16 protein-coding genes and 1 pseudogene are annotated in these 14,380 nt (G+C 70.6%); 13 read left to right on the forward strand and 4 right to left on the reverse strand.

Going from position 1 to position 14,380, the window contains the following annotated elements; genetic code table 11:
• Window positions 1-4: 4 nt before the first annotated feature.
• Window positions 5-487 (reverse strand): hypothetical protein, encoded by a 483-nt coding sequence (locus tag F6J85_RS01635; protein WP_150923570.1) that lies wholly within the window; start codon window positions 485-487, stop codon window positions 5-7.
• A gap of 181 nt (window positions 488-668) precedes the next feature.
• Here F6J85_RS01635 and F6J85_RS01640 point away from each other — a divergent pair, with 181 nt between their 5' ends.
• The 6 genes from F6J85_RS01640 to F6J85_RS01665 all read left to right on the forward strand — a co-directional run bounded on the left by F6J85_RS01640 (window position 669) and on the right by F6J85_RS01665 (window position 6,165).
• Window positions 669-1,121: an OsmC family protein gene (locus tag F6J85_RS01640; RefSeq protein ID WP_150923571.1), complete on the forward strand. Its 453-nt coding sequence runs from the start codon at window positions 669-671 to the stop codon at window positions 1,119-1,121.
• Complete coding sequence (locus F6J85_RS01645) at window positions 1,118-1,477, forward strand: amino acid-binding protein (protein ID WP_150923572.1); 360 nt, start codon at window positions 1,118-1,120, stop codon at window positions 1,475-1,477. Before F6J85_RS01640 ends, F6J85_RS01645 begins: the two co-directional genes overlap by 4 nt.
• Window positions 1,474-2,157, forward strand: a complete 684-nt coding sequence (locus tag F6J85_RS01650) for an ArsR/SmtB family transcription factor (protein ID WP_150923573.1) — start codon at window positions 1,474-1,476, stop codon at window positions 2,155-2,157. Before F6J85_RS01645 ends, F6J85_RS01650 begins: the two co-directional genes overlap by 4 nt.
• Before the next feature lie 223 nt (window positions 2,158-2,380).
• On the forward strand, window positions 2,381-3,835 hold the full coding sequence (locus F6J85_RS01655) for a glyceraldehyde-3-phosphate dehydrogenase (protein WP_150927097.1): 1,455 nt from the start codon (window positions 2,381-2,383) through the stop codon (window positions 3,833-3,835).
• A gap of 235 nt (window positions 3,836-4,070) precedes the next feature.
• The gene (locus F6J85_RS01660) at window positions 4,071-4,850 is read left to right on the forward strand and encodes an alpha/beta hydrolase (RefSeq protein WP_238707025.1); all 780 of its coding nucleotides are present in this window, start codon (window positions 4,071-4,073) and stop codon (window positions 4,848-4,850) included.
• A gap of 109 nt (window positions 4,851-4,959) precedes the next feature.
• Entirely contained in the window at window positions 4,960-6,165 is a 1,206-nt protein-coding gene (locus F6J85_RS01665) for an MFS transporter (protein ID WP_150923574.1), read from the forward strand.
• Here F6J85_RS01665 and F6J85_RS01670 read toward each other — a convergent pair.
• Window positions 6,096-7,097, reverse strand: a complete 1,002-nt coding sequence (locus F6J85_RS01670) for a helix-turn-helix transcriptional regulator (protein WP_150923575.1) — start codon at window positions 7,095-7,097, stop codon at window positions 6,096-6,098. The two genes, F6J85_RS01665 and F6J85_RS01670, sit on opposite strands and share 70 nt — an antisense overlap.
• A 198-nt stretch (window positions 7,098-7,295) precedes the next feature.
• On the opposite strand from F6J85_RS01670, the gene F6J85_RS01675 reads away from it, so the two are divergent.
• From F6J85_RS01675 to F6J85_RS01690, 4 genes are all read left to right on the forward strand, one after another.
• Entirely contained in the window at window positions 7,296-7,742 is a 447-nt protein-coding gene (locus tag F6J85_RS01675) for a hypothetical protein (RefSeq protein WP_150923576.1), read from the forward strand.
• A gap of 94 nt (window positions 7,743-7,836) precedes the next feature.
• A complete protein-coding gene (locus tag F6J85_RS01680; RefSeq protein WP_150923577.1) occupies window positions 7,837-8,439 on the forward strand; it encodes a hypothetical protein in 603 nt (200 codons plus the stop codon).
• Window positions 8,440-8,531: 92 nt separating this feature from the next.
• Window positions 8,532-9,281: an ABC transporter ATP-binding protein gene (locus tag F6J85_RS01685; protein WP_150923578.1), complete on the forward strand. Its 750-nt coding sequence runs from the start codon at window positions 8,532-8,534 to the stop codon at window positions 9,279-9,281.
• 1 nt (window position 9,282) lies between these two features.
• The gene (locus F6J85_RS01690) at window positions 9,283-10,023 is read left to right on the forward strand and encodes an ABC transporter permease (RefSeq protein ID WP_150923579.1); all 741 of its coding nucleotides are present in this window, start codon (window positions 9,283-9,285) and stop codon (window positions 10,021-10,023) included.
• Here F6J85_RS01690 and F6J85_RS01695 read toward each other — a convergent pair.
• Window positions 10,010-11,119: a serine hydrolase domain-containing protein gene (locus F6J85_RS01695; RefSeq protein ID WP_150923580.1), complete on the reverse strand. Its 1,110-nt coding sequence runs from the start codon at window positions 11,117-11,119 to the stop codon at window positions 10,010-10,012. The genes F6J85_RS01690 and F6J85_RS01695 overlap by 14 nt on opposite strands.
• A 124-nt stretch (window positions 11,120-11,243) precedes the next feature.
• On the opposite strand from F6J85_RS01695, the gene F6J85_RS01700 reads away from it, so the two are divergent.
• Window positions 11,244-11,891: a DedA family protein gene (locus tag F6J85_RS01700; RefSeq protein WP_150923581.1), complete on the forward strand. Its 648-nt coding sequence runs from the start codon at window positions 11,244-11,246 to the stop codon at window positions 11,889-11,891.
• On the opposite strand, the gene F6J85_RS01705 is transcribed toward F6J85_RS01700, so the two are convergent.
• The gene (locus F6J85_RS01705) at window positions 11,866-12,393 is read right to left on the reverse strand and encodes a PadR family transcriptional regulator (protein ID WP_150923582.1); all 528 of its coding nucleotides are present in this window, start codon (window positions 12,391-12,393) and stop codon (window positions 11,866-11,868) included. The two genes, F6J85_RS01700 and F6J85_RS01705, sit on opposite strands and share 26 nt — an antisense overlap.
• A gap of 164 nt (window positions 12,394-12,557) precedes the next feature.
• On the opposite strand from F6J85_RS01705, the pseudogene F6J85_RS17860 reads away from it, so the two are divergent.
• Together F6J85_RS17860 and F6J85_RS01715 are read left to right on the forward strand one after the other, a co-directional pair.
• Window positions 12,558-12,720 (forward strand): annotated as a pseudogene (locus F6J85_RS17860) (WYL domain-containing protein); the annotation flags it as partial.
• A gap of 667 nt (window positions 12,721-13,387) precedes the next feature.
• The gene (locus tag F6J85_RS01715; RefSeq protein WP_150923583.1) at window positions 13,388-14,338 is read left to right on the forward strand and encodes a manganese catalase family protein; all 951 of its coding nucleotides are present in this window, start codon (window positions 13,388-13,390) and stop codon (window positions 14,336-14,338) included.
• Window positions 14,339-14,380: the final 42 nt, after the last annotated feature.

Below are 14,380 nucleotides of genomic sequence, written 5' to 3' on the forward strand. Positions count from 1 at the left end.
CCGCTCAGGACGACAGCAGATCGATCAGCTGGGCCTTCGTGAAGCGAGAGAAGCCGCGGTGGCCTGCGGCTCGCGCCCGCTCGCGCAGTTCCACGACCGTCAGCGACTGCAGGTCGGTCGTCGGCAGGGTGGCGCGCAGGGCTTCGTCCAGGAGGGCGGCGGGGGCCGCGGATTCGGCGACCGTGGATTCTGCGACCGCGGATTCGGCGACAGGGGATTCCGCGGCGCTCCTGGCCTCAGCCTTGGCCGCGGCCTTCTGAACGCGGGCGGTGGCGGCGACCGCCTTCTTCTGGACCTTTCGGGGGTGGCGCGCGATCTTCTTCTTCGACGCCTGCGACGCCTTCTTCGCTTCGTCCGCCAGCGCCCGCAGCTTCTTCGCGACCTTCTTCGGCAGGGTCTTGCTCAGACGCTTGGCGTCCTTGGCGGCTGCGGCTGCGGCATCCAGCGCCTCGCCGGCGGCCTTCGCCGCTTTGCTGTTCTCGGCCATGGGAACCTCCTCAGTCCTCGGATGCGGACGTGACGCGTCCGCACCCGTCTCCACCATGACCCGGGCGGGACCCGGGACGGAAGGGATGGACGCGCGCGGGACCGACGTAGTACTGCGACGGGTCCGTCGGGGCGCCGTTTTTTCGGCCCCGGCCGAAGCATCCCGCTCCTACGCTCGCGGCATGACCGACCACCACTACGCCACGACCCTGATGTGGACGGGCGACACCGGGTCCGGGTACGCAGGCTACGGCCGCGCGCACGACGTGGAGTTCGCCGGTGACATCCTCACCCTCAGCGCGGATGCCGCGTTCCGCGGTGACGCGTCGCTGCCCAACCCGGAGCAGCTCCTGCTCGCCGCGGCGAGCTCGTGCCAGCTCTTGTCGTTCCTCGCCGTCGCCGCTCGCGCCGGCGTCGCCGTGCTGGCCTACCGCGACGACGCGACGGCGGTGATGCCCGCCGTGCCCGCCCCCATGCGCATCACTCGCATCCACCTCGCCCCGCACATCCAGGTGCGGGACGCGGATGCTGCGGCGGTGTGCCGGCTGGTCCACGACGCCCACGAGGGATGCTTCGTGGCCAACTCGCTCACGGCGGACGTCGTCGTGGCGCCTGTCGTGGAGGTCGTGTCGTGAACGACCTCGCGATCGCGGTGACCGACGTCGCGACCGAGGTCGCCCGCATCGGTGCCGTGCTGGGGGCCGCGGGCATCGGCCTCGAAGGCGGCGGGGTGTGGGCAGGGGAGGCGCACTACCTCGTGGCCGACGGCGCGGAAGCGGTCGCGGCGCTCGAGGCTGCCGGCGTGCGAGGAGCGCGGGCGACCCCTGCGCTGGTGACACCGCTGCGCGCAGATGTCCCGGGTGAACTCGGTCGCATCATGTCGGCACTGGCGGCCGCGGGCGTCGTCGTCGGTGCCCAGTACAGTGACCACGACAACCGCAAGGTGCTCGTCGTCGACGACATCGAGCGGGCCCGGGAGGTGCTGGGATGAGCGAACCGCGTGCGTCCGTCGAATCCCTCGGGCAGGCGCTCGCCGAGCCACGTCGGCTGCGCATCCTGCAGGAGCTGCTCGGCGGCGTTCCGCTCCCGGCCGGGGCGCTCGCGGCACGCATCGGCGTCGCGCCATCCACGGTCAGCGGACATCTCGCCCGCCTGCAGGAGGCGGGGCTCGTGCGGGTCGAGCAGCGAGGCCGTGCGCGAATGGCGAGCCTCGCCGATCCGATCGTCGCCGAGGCCGTCGAAGCGCTGCTGCGGATGTCGGCGGAGCCGGTCGTCTCGTCCTGGTCGGGCAGTGACCGACGGCTCGCGATGCGGCGGGCGCGGTCGTGTTACGACCACCTCGCGGGCGACCTGGGCATCGCGGTGACCGATCACCTGGTTGCGCACGGCTGGGTGGACCCCGACGTCGGCGCGGCCACGGCCCCCGTCGACCGCATCGCCCGCGGGCTCGGTCTCACGCTGACGCCGGCCGAGTCGCCGCGACCTCTCGTGCGCGGCTGCACCGACTGGACCGCCCGCCGTGCCCACCTCGCCGGGCGCCTGGGCGCCGCCATCCTGACCGCGCTGCTGACGGAGGGGTGGCTCACACGCCGCCGCGACGACCGTTCGCTGCGCACGACGCCACGGGGGGAGGAGGGATTCTCCGCGCTCGGCATCCGGATCCCCGGCTGATCCCGGCGCGCCCGCTGCGGAGGCGTCCGCGTCAGCGACCGGGCGTGAGAGTCCCCGGCGGTGCATCCGTAGAATCATCATCGGGGCCGCATCCTTGTCCGCGGCTCCGCCCGCGGTGTCGCCGGACCGGTGCGCCGCGTCCGCAGACACGCGCGGCGATCCCTCCGGCGTGTCACGACGATGGCGTCACCCGTGTGACGCGGCCAGGAGACCGCACGTGACGATCGAGAGCTACAACTCCCACCGCGACACCTGGGCGGCCCAGGAGACGCTCGCCGAGCAGCTGATCCCACGGATCGGGCGGCTGTACCGCGACCACGGCGTGGTCACCTCCATCCACGGTCAGCGGCTCATCAATCTGTCGGCGACGGGCGTGATCGCCGTGCACGAGCGCGCCGCGCACCTCGGCCATGAGCAGCTGCGGCTGGAGGAGACCGCGCGGGTTCTCGACGCCCTCCTCGCCGTCGCGCCGCGACCCGCATCGGTGGACGTGGCTCGGCTCGCGAAGGCCTTGCGGGCCGAGGATGCCGCGGCCGAGGACGTGCTCGGCGAGCTGCTCGCCGACCTCCCCGCGCGGGGAGCCGATGGCACCGACGTCGTGCTGTACGGTTTCGGCCGCATCGGCCGCCTCCTCGCCCGCATCCTGATCGCCCACGCGGGCAATGGGCGCGGCCTGCGACTGCGGGCCATCGTCGTGCGTCGCGGCTCGGACAACGACCTGATCAAACGCGCGAGCCTGCTGCAGCGCGACTCGGTGCACGGCCCGTTCGAGGGATCGGTCACCGTCGATGCGGAGGCGGACGTCCTCATCGCGAACGGGACCCGCGTCCAGGTGATCTACTCCGACGACCCGGCAAGCGTGGACTACACGGTGTACGGCATCCAGGACGCGATCGTCGTGGACAACACCGGTCGCTGGCGGGACGAGGAGGGTCTCTCGCGCCACCTGCAGAGTGCGGGAGTCTCGCGTGTGCTGCTCACCGCTCCCGGCAAGGGAGCGCTGAAGAACATCGTCCATGGCATCAATCACGACACGATCACGGCGACGGATCGGATCCTCTCCGCCGCGTCCTGCACGACGAACGCCATCACTCCGGTGCTGAAGGCGATCGACAACGCGTTCGGGGTGGAGCGCGGGCACGTCGAGACCGTGCATTCGTTCACCAACGACCAGAACCTGATCGACAACTTCCACAAGGGCGACCGCCGGGGTCGGTCGGCCGTGCTGAACATGGTCATCACCGAGACGGGGGCCGCGACGGCGGTGGCCAAGGCGCTGCCGAAGCTCGCCGGCCGGCTGACCGGTTCCAGCATCCGCGTCCCCACGCCGGATGTGTCGCTGGCGATCCTCAACCTGACGCTGGCGAGCCCGGCCACCAAGGAGGGGGTCAACGACTACCTGCGGCGCACGTCGATGCACTCCGACCTGAGGCAGCAGATCGACTACGTCGAGTCTCCCGAGGTCGTCTCCACCGACTTCGTCGGTTCGCACCGCGCGGGCATCGTCGACGGCCTCGCCACGATCGCCGACGGGGTGAACCTGGTGCTGTACGTCTGGTACGACAACGAGTACGGCTACTCGTGCCAGGTGATCCGCGTTCTGGAGGAGATGGCCGGCACCCACCCGGTCGTCGTGCCGCCGCGCACTGAGGTGCGACGCGAGCTCACCGGCGTCTGACCGCCTGCGGCGCCGTCGTGTGCGCTCGACCGACCAGCCGGCCGTGGAAGACCGGCTCTTTCGCTGGAGGGTGATCCTGGTGCGCAGTCGACCCGAGGTGAACGCGGGGGATTACGCGAGCTTCCTTCCTCCCGCCCGCAGAGTGTCATCGGCATCTTCGAGCACGCAGTGGTGGACCTGGAGAGATCATCGAGTCCATCTGCTTCGACGACCCGATCCCGATGCCCCGGTCCGGATGCTGGTCGTCCACGGCGCAGGAGCCCACGCGTCGGCTCTGTGGCCCGTCGCGGCCCTGCTGGGCGGCCGCGGGATCGATCTGGCCGCCGTCGACCTTCCCCTCTACGGACGGACCGAGACGGCATCCCGTCACGCGGTGACCTATGAGGACTGGGTCGGGATGCTCGTGGATCTCATCGCCGCTGAAGACGATGGCCGCCCCCTCATTCTCTTCGGCGCCAGTATCGGTGGATTGCTCGCCGTGGAAGCGGCAGCTCGATCGGGCCGCGTCGCCTCCGTCGTCGCCACGTGCCTGCTCGACCCGCGCACCCGGGATGCGCGGGCGGTGATGACGCGAATGGGCCCACTCGCCCCTCTTCTCATGCCGATGCTCCGGCTGGTTCGCGGACCGATCGCCCGAGTGCCCATCAAGGTGGCGTGGGTCGCCGACCTCGGCCGCATGGGGCGCGACCCGGGTTTGGGGCGTCTCTGCGCGAGGGACTGTCGCGGGGGAGGAGCGTGGGTGCCGCTGGGGTTCGTCGCCAGCTACCTGCAGCATCCGCATGCCGAGGCCCGTGCCTCGCGCGTGCCCGTCCATCTGATGCACCCTGAACTGGATGACTGGACGCCCATGGCGTTGAGCGAGGACACATTGCGCGGCATGCGGAGTCCGAGCACCACGCGATTGCTGCGAGGGTGCGGCCACTTCCCTCTGGAAGAGCCCGGTCTGCAGGAGCTCGTGGACGGGGTCGAGGCGGTGGCGGCCGAGGCGGCCGCCGCGTATCCGCACGAGTTCTAGCAGTTCAGGGCCGCCCGTGCGACAGCGCGCCTCGCGCCCGCGGACGATCGGTCGGATGCGGCGGACGAGCGGTCGGGTGGCCCTGCAACCGCGCTGGGATCGTGTCGATATGCCCACGACCGCGCCCATTCCCCTCGCACCGGCCGGAGTCGCTCAGAAGATGCGCTACGGCGGACTCATCGCCCTGATGATGATGAGCTTCCTGCTCGTCACCGCCGAGTTCCTGCCCAACGGGGTGCTCACCGAGATGGCGGCGGGACTCGGCGTCAGCGCCGGTCAGGCTGGTCAGACCGTCACGGTCACGGCTCTGGTGGGCCTTGTCGCCGCGCTCACCGTGGGGCTCGTCTTCCCCCGCCTGGATCGCCGTTCCCTGCTGGTGTGGATGGCGATCGCGGCCGCGGTCTCGAACGTGATCGTCGCCGTCGCGCCCAACCTCGTGATCGTGCTGGCCGCGCGGTTCTTCCTGGGAGCTGCGATCAGCGCGTTCTGGACGATGTCGATCTCGGTGGCCGCGCGCATCGCCGGTCCCGAGCGCCTCGGGCGAGCAGTGATGTTCGCGTCTGCCGGAGCATCCCTCGCCACGGTCGCGGGCGTCCCGCTCGGGGTCTTCCTCAGCGGGATCCTGGACTGGCGCGTCGTCTTCGCGCTCGCCGGCGCTGCCTCCGGGTTGGTGGCGATCGCACTGCGCGCCCTGCTGCCGTCGGTCCCGGCCGCACCGTCGTCGAGCTTGGCGATCGTCGGCGACACCATCCGGCGACCCGGCGTCGCCCTCGCCCTGGTCGGTCACGTGCTCGTCGTGCTCGGCCACTTCCTCGCCTACACCTACATCCGTCTCGCTCTCGAACGCGTGCAGGCCGGCCCCGATGGCGCTCCGGTCGACGCGGCGACGATCGTGCTTCTGCTCGCGCTGTTCGGCGCGGGAGGCCTCATCGGCAACATCGTCATCGGGATGGTGGTGGACCGCTCGTTCGCGCTGTTCGCAGTGCTCGCGCCGGTGCTGATGGCCGGGGCCGTCTTCGCGACACTGCTCCTGTCCACGTCGGTGGTCGTCGTCGCGGTCGTCGCCTTCGTCTGGGGGTTCTTCTTCGCCTCCTGGCTCATCGTCGTCAACACCTGGGTGGGGCACCGGATGCCCGACCGACTCGAGGCCGGGGGAAGCCTGGTGGTCGTGGGCTTCCAGCTCGCGATCATGGTCGCCGCCGCGCTCGGGGGATTGCTCGTCGACACCGTCGGCGTCGAGCTGGTCTATCCGATCGCGGGGACGACCCTCCTGCTCGGGGCGGCCGTCTTCGGCGCGTCCAACCGGGCGCGCTGACCCTCGGCGTCGGCCGCCGGCACGGAGAGGACTGGCGCAGGTCGTCTCCGCCACCTCGAAGGAGTGACGCCGGTGTGCCGGCGGAACGCGCGGCTGAATCCCTCGTCGGACCCGTATCCCAGTTCGCGGGCGACGGCGGACACCGCCATCCCCTGCTCCAGCAGGCCTTTCGCCGTGCTCATCCGCACCGCCGCGACGTAACTGGCGGGGGAGCGTCCGAGCGCGCTTCGGAACCGTTCGGCGAACGCCGACCGCGACATCGCGCCCACGCTCGCGAGAAGCTCCACCGTCCAATCCCGGCCGGGCTGATCGTGGATCGCCCTGACCACCCGCTCCAGGAAGGGGTCGATCGGCGTCGACGCTCCAGCGGTCGGAGCGGTTGGGGGCTCCGCCCACGCTCGGATGGCCGACAGGAGCACCGTGGCGGCCATCAGGCGGCAGATGACGGGATCGCTCGCGCGATCACCGCAGGCACCCGGATCGGTGATCCCCATGCTCGTGGCAAGGGCGGCCGCGGCCGGCTCGAGGCGAGCGAAACCGGGGATTGCAACCACGTCCGGAAGGACGGCACGGATGCCGGCGGCCGCATCCGCCAGCTGGATGTCGACGATCACGATCGAGGCCCCCTGCTCCGACTCCAGCGCGAACGGCCGGGCTCCGAGGGTGAGGATGGCGTCGCCGGCGAGCAGTGCAGACCGGTCGCTGCCGCCCTCAGCGTCGATCCGCGGGGAAGATCCGGCGTCGAGCCGGCCGGCGAGGACGACCGCGGGATGCACGTGGGCGCTGCCCTCCGCCAGATACACGAGCGTGACCGCGGCGGGTGGGAAAGGCCGCAAGGCGGCCGGCGCCAGCCACGCGCGGCGCGTGGTGCCCACGTCCAGATGGATGGAGGACAGCAGTTGCGTCAGCCCATCCGAATCCACGGTCGCCATGCGGGCGCCAACGCCTCTTCCGCGGCGGCTATTCCACCGGCGTCGACGGACCGCGCGCCTGTGCGCCACTTCCTGCCGCGTGTCACCCGGGAGTGACAGGCGGGATGCCGCGGAGCGGGGTGCGCCGGAAGGGCTTCACTCACGGGATGCGGCGCCGTAAACTCAGGGGCGACATCGGGCCGAGAAGAGAACCTACGCATGCAGAACCCCATTGACGCGGCGGACGTCCTGGCGCTCGAATGGGACGCCGTACTGGCGCACCGCGGCGACGCCTCGACCGTCGCGCAGGTGAAGGATCGCTTCATCGACCACGGCGTCACGCCCGAGGCGGTCGCGGCGGCACTGCGAGACGGCGGGTCGGGCATCGCGGCGGCGGCAGCGAGCGGTCGCGAGGACTGGGCTGCTCCGTACGGCGGCTTCTTGGCCGTCGCGCTGATCGCGGCAGAGGTCGCGGCGTATTCGTCCCATCTCGTCGCCCGCGCCTCCGCCGTCCGATCCGTCGCCGTCGACGCGCTGCTCGAGGACTTCAGTGCGGTATCGGTCGCAGGCGAACTCGGTGTGTCCCGGCAGAAGGTCTACGAGATCGCACGCGACAGCGCGAAGCGGCGGGCATCGATTGCGAGAGGCCATGACCGACCGTTCTGATGCGCCCGAGCGCGCCGCGGGGGGTCCGCCTCCGCTGCATCCTGTGCAGGTGCGGGGTGCGCGGACGGCTTACGCGAAAGCCACGGCACTGCGCATGGCGTCGTCGCCCCACGCGATGATGGCGCTGATGCTCGTGCTGTGGGCGATCAGCGACAACATCGTGATGCCGGTCCTCGGAGCCGTGGTCGGGCTCGGCATCTGCGCCTACGTCGAACGGCACCACCGCGCCGAAGCCTGGGCGTTCATCCCCCGGCGGCGACAGCATCCCGGGCGCGACGAGCCGGCGCTGTGGTCGGTGGTCGCGAAGCTCTTCCCGCTGTGCGCACTCGCGTGGGCGCTCGGGGCCTACGTGTCGGCGCTGGGGGCGCGGGAGGCGGCGACGCTGGCCGGACCGGTCGCCGTCGGCGCGCTGGCGGCACTCGCGCTCGCCGAGCTCGCTGCGCTCCTGTGGGACCGACTCGCGCCCCGCGAGCGCCGCGTGGATGCAGCGCCCGCCGCAGTGGCCACCGCGTTCGCCTTCGGCTCCGTCCTCGTCCTGGCCAACGGCATCGCCACGATTCTCGATCGCAGCCGCTGGGAGCAGTCGGGATTCTTGATGGGTGCCGGCGTACTCGTGACTTACGTGACGCTGCTCCTGCTCGTGCGCCTGGTCCCCCGACGCATCCGGTGCGTGCCGGCCCGGCTACTCCCGACGTAACGGCCGCACGACACCCCAGGGTTGACAGGGCGTGCGGCGCCTGCCATTCTGTCACCCCAGGGGTTACACCTGCGCGGTTTCGGGAGGATCACATGCCAGCGGTTGTCGTCGACGCACTCCGCAAATCGTTCGGAGACGTCAGAGCGGTAGAAGACGTCGGCTTCGTCGTGACGGAGGGCGAGGTCTTCGGCATCCTCGGACCCAACGGCGCGGGGAAGACCACCACCGTGGAGTGCGTGGCCGGCGCATTGGCGCCGGACTCCGGTTCGATCCGGGTGCTGGGGGTGGACCCGCGACGCTCGCCACGGTTGGTGAAGGAGCAGGTCGGGTATCAGCTGCAATCGTCCGCGCTGCCGCCGACCCTCCGCGTCGGCGAAGCCGTCGACCTGTTCGCCGCGTTCTACGACTCTCCGGTGGACACGGCGGAGATCCTGGACCTCGTCGGGCTGGCCGAGGAGCGTCGGCGCCCCTATGGAAAGCTCTCCGGCGGCCAGCAGCAGCGACTCTCGATCGCCCTCGCGCTGGTGGGCTCGCCCAAGGTCGCCGTCTTCGACGAGCTCACGACGGGACTCGATCCCATCGGCCGACGGCTGGTCTGGGATCTGGTCGACCGCATCCGCGACGGCGGCGTGACGATCCTTCTCGTCACGCACTATCTGGACGAGGTCGAGCGGCTGTGCGACCGGGTGGCCGTGATCGACAGGGGGCGGACGGTCTTCGTGGGGACACCCGCCCAGTTGCGGCAGCGATCGGCGGGTGGTGCGAAAGAGCCGGCCACACTCGAGGACGCCTACGTGCGCCTGCTCGGCGCCGGCCGGTCGGGGCAGAAGGAGGAGAGCTGACATGCGGGCGACGCGCGCACTGACCAAGGTGGAGTTCCTGCTCTTCCTGCGAAACCCGACGAGCGTGTTCATGGCGCTCCTGCTTCCTTCCCTGCTCCTGCTCCTGCAGGGGTATGTCATCGGGGGGACGCTGGAGCCGGCGGGCGCCTCGGGGCAGCGCGCCATCGACTACTTCCTGCCCATCGCGATCGCGATCGCGGTCACGAGCGTGGCGATCACGAACTACCCGTCGGCCGTCGGCGCGTACCGCGAGAGCGGCGTGCTGCGCCGCCTGGCCGCGACCCCCGTCGGTGCGCATCGGGTGCTGCTCGCGCAGTGGCTGGTCGCTGTCGCGACTCTGCTGGCGTCGATCCTCGTCGCCTCGACGCTTGCTCGCCTGGCCTTCGACGCCCGCGCGCCGCGCAGCGCCCCGCTGGCGGTGGCGGTGGTCCTCCTCGGCGCCGTCGCGATGATGGCGGTCGGTTCGGTGATCGCGGCCGTCGCGGCGAGTGCCCAGATCGCGTACGGCATGGGATTCCTGGTCTTCGTGGCCTGCCTGTTCACCGCGGGCGTGTGGACTCCGGGCCCGATGATGCCCGAGCCGATCCGCACGGTGTCATCGTTCACGCCGGTGGGCGCGATGACCCAGGCCCTCACCGACGCCTGGTACGCGGGGACCGCGACATGGTCGCCCTTCCTCGTCATGGCCGCGTGGGCCGTGGTGGCGGGGGTCGTCGCGCTGCGCGTCTTCAAGTGGCGGTGACGCTCGCGGCTCGGTCGGCGGAGACGAGCGGGCCGACGGCCGCGGTGATCCGCGCGAGCAGCGGATAGGGGAGCCGCCGCGGCTGCATCTGGTTCACGGTTCCCGCGACCAGCAGCCCGTGCACCGGATCGGCGAAGAGCACGCTCCCCGTCGCGCCGGCGTGCCCGATCATCGGGGGCACGCGGATCGGGAACGTCTGCCACCGAGGCAGCGCGAACCGCATGATCCCCACCCCGTACTGCAGGGGCACCCAGCCGCCGAGCGGCGAGTTCCACTCCGCCGTCATCTCCGCGAGGTACTCGGCGGGAAACAGCTCGCCGGAGAGGAATGCCCGCAGAAACGCCAGCTGATCCTCGGCCGTCGCGACGACGGCGCCATCGGGTGCGAACGACGCCATCGTCAGCGGGATCCGCAGATCCCGGCGACCGTGGCGGATGGATGCGACGGAGTCGTAGCGCCCGAGGGTGTCCCGGGTGAAGAGCCACGTCGCCGAGAGCCCGAGGGGTTCGATGATGCGCGATCGCACGACCTGTTCGAACGGACGGCCCGTGCACAGCTCGATGAGGCGTCCGAGGAGCTGATAGTTGGTGTCGCTGTAGTGGGCGCGACCGGGGGATCCGGGTGCGAACGGACTCGGCAACTCGCGGGCGCGCTGAACGAGTCGATCGAAATCCCACGACTCGTCGCGGGTCAGCATCCTCTCTGCCAGGGAGGTGCCATCCGCGCCACGGAGCTCGAAGTAGTCGGGGATGCCCGAGGTGTGCCGCAGGAGCTGGCCCACCGTCACCTCCGCTGAGCGATCGATGCCCTCCACGACCGCCAGGCCGCGCATCGTCGCCGATCCGAGGATGTCGACGGCCCGGGTGTCGAGCTCCAACCGGCCCTCAGCCCGCAGCTGCATGATCGACGCCGCGGTGAACAGCTTGGTGATGCTGGCGATGAAGTAGGGCCGGTCCGCGCCCCACGTCCACGCGAAGCCGGTGGGCGGATGCGCGACGGCCAGGCTCAGCTCGCCGACGGCGGGCTTGCGCGCGTAGCGCCGGGCGAGCCGGTCGAGGCGGCGGCTGATGCCCTCGCTCGAGGGGTTGGCTGACATGCAAGGATGCTAACGCAGATATAGGGGAAGTCCTATAGGACGATGCGACATGTCACTCGGAAGTAGCGGGCGGCCGATACTCCGGAGTGATGTGGCGGCCGGCCCGGGTTCCTAGCGTCGAAGAGTGGACGTCATCAATGACTTCGTGGTTCAGGCCGCCGCTTCGCCGTGGGTGTTACTCGTGATGTTCGGCACCGCCGTCATCGACGGGGTCTTCCCGCCGATCCCCAGCGAAACGGTGCTGGTGGCAGCCGCGGCCGTGGCGTCGGCGAGTCAGGCGTATCCGACCGTCGCGCTGCTGTGCGCGGTCGCGGCGGTCGGGGCGGTCATCGGAGACAACATCGCCTACGCCCTGGGGCGTGGGTTGGGGACGACCCGGTTCGGGTGGATGCGACGCCCGCGCGTCGCCGCGCTCTTCGCGCGCGCGCAGCAGGGACTCGCCGAGCGGGGTGCTCCGCTGATCCTCGGCGCCCGCTACATCCCGGTGGGTCGCGTCGCCGTCAACATGTCGGCGGGAGCGCTCGGCTACCCATGGCGGCGCTTCCTGCCCCTCAGCATCCTGGCCGGCACCACGTGGGCGATCTACAGTGCCGCGATCGGGGTTCTCGCGGGGAAGTGGCTGGAGGGGCAGCCGCTGCTCAGCGCCGCACTGGGGGTGGGAGTGGCCGTCGTCATCGGCGTGGTGATCGACCGCGTCACGGTCGCTCGACGCCGGCGATCCGGGTCCGCGGCCCGGCGCGAGACCTTCAGGCCTGCCCCTCGAGTCGGCTGAGCAGCGTCGCGATCCAGGCCAGCTCCGCCCTGACGTGCTGCAGGCCGTTGTCGAGAGTGGCGACCCGCAAGAGTTCGGGGACGGTCGTGGGCTCTTCGGGTGCCTCGACCGACTCGAGTTCGGCGAGCTGCGCGAGCATCTCTGCCCGGCGACCCTCGAGCAATTCCCGCACGGCTGCCGGTGGCAGTCGATCGGCGAAGAAGAGCCGCGCGAGGAAGGGCTCGCGTTTGGGCTCGGGGGGAAGCGGGGAGGTCAGCCACACGTCGAGGGCTTCGGTGCCGGCTTCGGTGATGCTGTGCAGATGGAGGTTCGGCCGGTCGTCCTGCGGCACGGTCCGCCGGGTGGCCAACCCGTCCTCCACGAGGGCCGCCAGGGTGCGGTAGATCTGAGACTGGTCGGCGGTCCAGAAGTGTCCGACGCTCGCGTCGATCACCTTCTTCACCTCGTACCCGCTCATCGGCCGGTTCGACAACAGGCCCAGGATCGCAAATCGCAACGACACTTCTGGAGGCTAACAGCGTTATGTGCGCCATCCGGTGACGCCCGTCAGGAGCCGCTTGCGCGGACGCCCTCGGCGTCCTCCCGCAGCAGCGCGCCGAAGAGAGCGTGGCCGGGTTCCATCGGAGCGCTGGCGCGGAGCGGCCCGATCACCAGCGGGTCCGAACCCAGTGGTACCTCCTCGGGGTGGTGCCGACTTCGCAGCGCAATGCGATGGTTCGCCGTGTCGCGCATCGAGCGAGCCAGCGTCACCAAGACGCCTTGCAGCGGCCATGCCGTCCACGAGGTCGGAGAACCGCCACCGAACGCCCGACCGATCCACCTCTCCGGTCGGAACGGCTGGGCGCGCGCGGCGGTGCCGGCGGTGTCCCCGCGTGCACAACAGCGGAGATCCTGGCCGACACGCCGGATGCGGAGCCCCGCCGGCGGCGTGTCGCGGCGCGGGTCCGCAGTTGTGCACGAGCCCGGCCGTGGGGCACGGGATGGGGCGGCGGCGCGGGCAGGTGCAGCCCTCGCTGGCCGCTGCGCACAACGGCGGAGATCCTCGGCGACACGCCGGATGCGGCGCCCCCCGGCGGCGTGTCGCGGCGCGGGTCCGCAGTTGTGCACGAGCCCGGCCGTGGGGCACGGGATGGGGCGGCGGTGCGGGCTCCGGCGGCTGTCGGCATCCGCAACCGAATCCGCCGGCGAGGTTTCCCACGTTTGCGCCTGTTCGGTGCGATCGCGCCGGTAAGAAGTGGCGCGGTTGCGCGGAAGTGGCGCAGACGGGGGATGGGGCGGGCGCGCCGCCGTGATCGCGCGCGAGGTCGCTCGGGCTTCGCCGCGCCCACAGGATGAATCCACCCGCCGTGAGCCGATCCCACGGTCACCGGCTCGAACCGGATTCACGAGACCTTCTGCGCAGACTACCTGGGCTCGGGCCCCAGGGCGAGGGGGTGTCTGTTCGCATCCTCGTGCGGGGAGGCTGGAACCAGGAAATCCAACACCCTGGAGGCTTCATGTACTTTCACGTTCAGCAGCTGATCAACGAGATCGAGCAGGACGAGCCGGATCCCGCCGCCGCCAACGCGCTCCAGGAGGGGCTCGGCGGCCAGTTCGGCGAGATGCGCACGATGATGCAGTACCTGTTCCAGAGCATGAACTTCCGCGGACCGTCCGCTAAGCCCTACAAGGACCTCATCCAGGGCATCGGCACCGAGGAGATCAGTCACGTCGAACTCATCGGGACGACCATCTCGCGTCTGCTCGACGGTTCGCCCCGCTACCAGGGCAAGCCCACCGACCCGGTCGACGCGCCCGGCGCCAAGGGTGCCATCCCCTTGAACATCGCGCTGTCCGAGAGCAACATCCACCACTACCTCGTCGGCGCGCAGGGAGCCATGCCGGTGGATGCGGCGGGCAACCCGTGGCTCGGCAGCTACGTGTACAACTCGGGCAACCTGGTCCTGGACCTGCTCTACAACCTCATGCTCGAATCGACCGGGCGGCTCCAGAAGTGCCGGCTGTACGAGATGACCGACAACAAGACGGCCCGCAGCACGATCTCGTACCTGATCGTGCGCGACCAGGCGCACGAGAACGCGTACGCGAAGGCGCTGGAGACCCTCGGTGTCAACTGGCGTACGTCGCTTCCCATCCCCAAGACCAACGCGGAGAAGTTCCCCGAGGTCGCACGTCTGCTGGAGATGGGACTGCAGAGCAAGCAGTACTCGTTCGATCTGACGAACCTTTCCGAGGCGGGGAGGATCTTCCAGGGGATGTCGCCCTCGAACGACGGCACCAAGCTCGATGCGAGCGAGCAGGCGCCTGTCGGGGTGCCGATGACCATCGCCCCGGAGCGCTTCGAGGAGTTCTCTCCGGGAGCCGACACCGAGCTGCAGGAGCTCATCGAAGCCACCGCAGCCATGGAGATGGCGGACATCGAGCGGACCTTCGGCGAGATGAGCTGATCCCCCGATCACCGTGCGCCGGGCGGGTTCCCGCCCGGCGCA

Source organism: Microbacterium lushaniae (assembly GCF_008727775.1).
Classification (GTDB): Bacteria; Actinomycetota; Actinomycetes; order Actinomycetales; family Microbacteriaceae; genus Microbacterium; species Microbacterium lushaniae.

Bases quoted from the DNA above. Each gene is read 5' to 3' on its own strand.
- F6J85_RS01685 (WP_150923578.1), top strand. From the start codon at position 8,532: ATGCCAGCGGTTGTCGTCGACGCACTCCGCAAATCGTTCGGAGACGTC.
- F6J85_RS01650 (WP_150923573.1), top strand. From the start codon at position 1,474: ATGAGCGAACCGCGTGCGTCCGTCGAATCCCTCGGGCAGGCGCTCGCC.
- F6J85_RS01660 (WP_238707025.1), top strand. From the start codon at position 4,071: ATGCTGGTCGTCCACGGCGCAGGAGCCCACGCGTCGGCTCTGTGGCCC.
- F6J85_RS01695 (WP_150923580.1), bottom strand. From the start codon at position 11,119: ATGTCAGCCAACCCCTCGAGCGAGGGCATCAGCCGCCGCCTCGACCGG.
- F6J85_RS01690 (WP_150923579.1), top strand. From the start codon at position 9,283: ATGCGGGCGACGCGCGCACTGACCAAGGTGGAGTTCCTGCTCTTCCTG.
- F6J85_RS01715 (WP_150923583.1), top strand. From the start codon at position 13,388: ATGTACTTTCACGTTCAGCAGCTGATCAACGAGATCGAGCAGGACGAG.
- F6J85_RS01665 (WP_150923574.1), top strand. From the start codon at position 4,960: ATGCCCACGACCGCGCCCATTCCCCTCGCACCGGCCGGAGTCGCTCAG.
- F6J85_RS01670 (WP_150923575.1), bottom strand. From the start codon at position 7,097: ATGGCGACCGTGGATTCGGATGGGCTGACGCAACTGCTGTCCTCCATC.
- F6J85_RS01680 (WP_150923577.1), top strand. From the start codon at position 7,837: ATGGCGTCGTCGCCCCACGCGATGATGGCGCTGATGCTCGTGCTGTGG.
- F6J85_RS01640 (WP_150923571.1), top strand. From the start codon at position 669: ATGACCGACCACCACTACGCCACGACCCTGATGTGGACGGGCGACACC.
- F6J85_RS01675 (WP_150923576.1), top strand. From the start codon at position 7,296: ATGCAGAACCCCATTGACGCGGCGGACGTCCTGGCGCTCGAATGGGAC.
- F6J85_RS01635 (WP_150923570.1), bottom strand. From the start codon at position 487: ATGGCCGAGAACAGCAAAGCGGCGAAGGCCGCCGGCGAGGCGCTGGAT.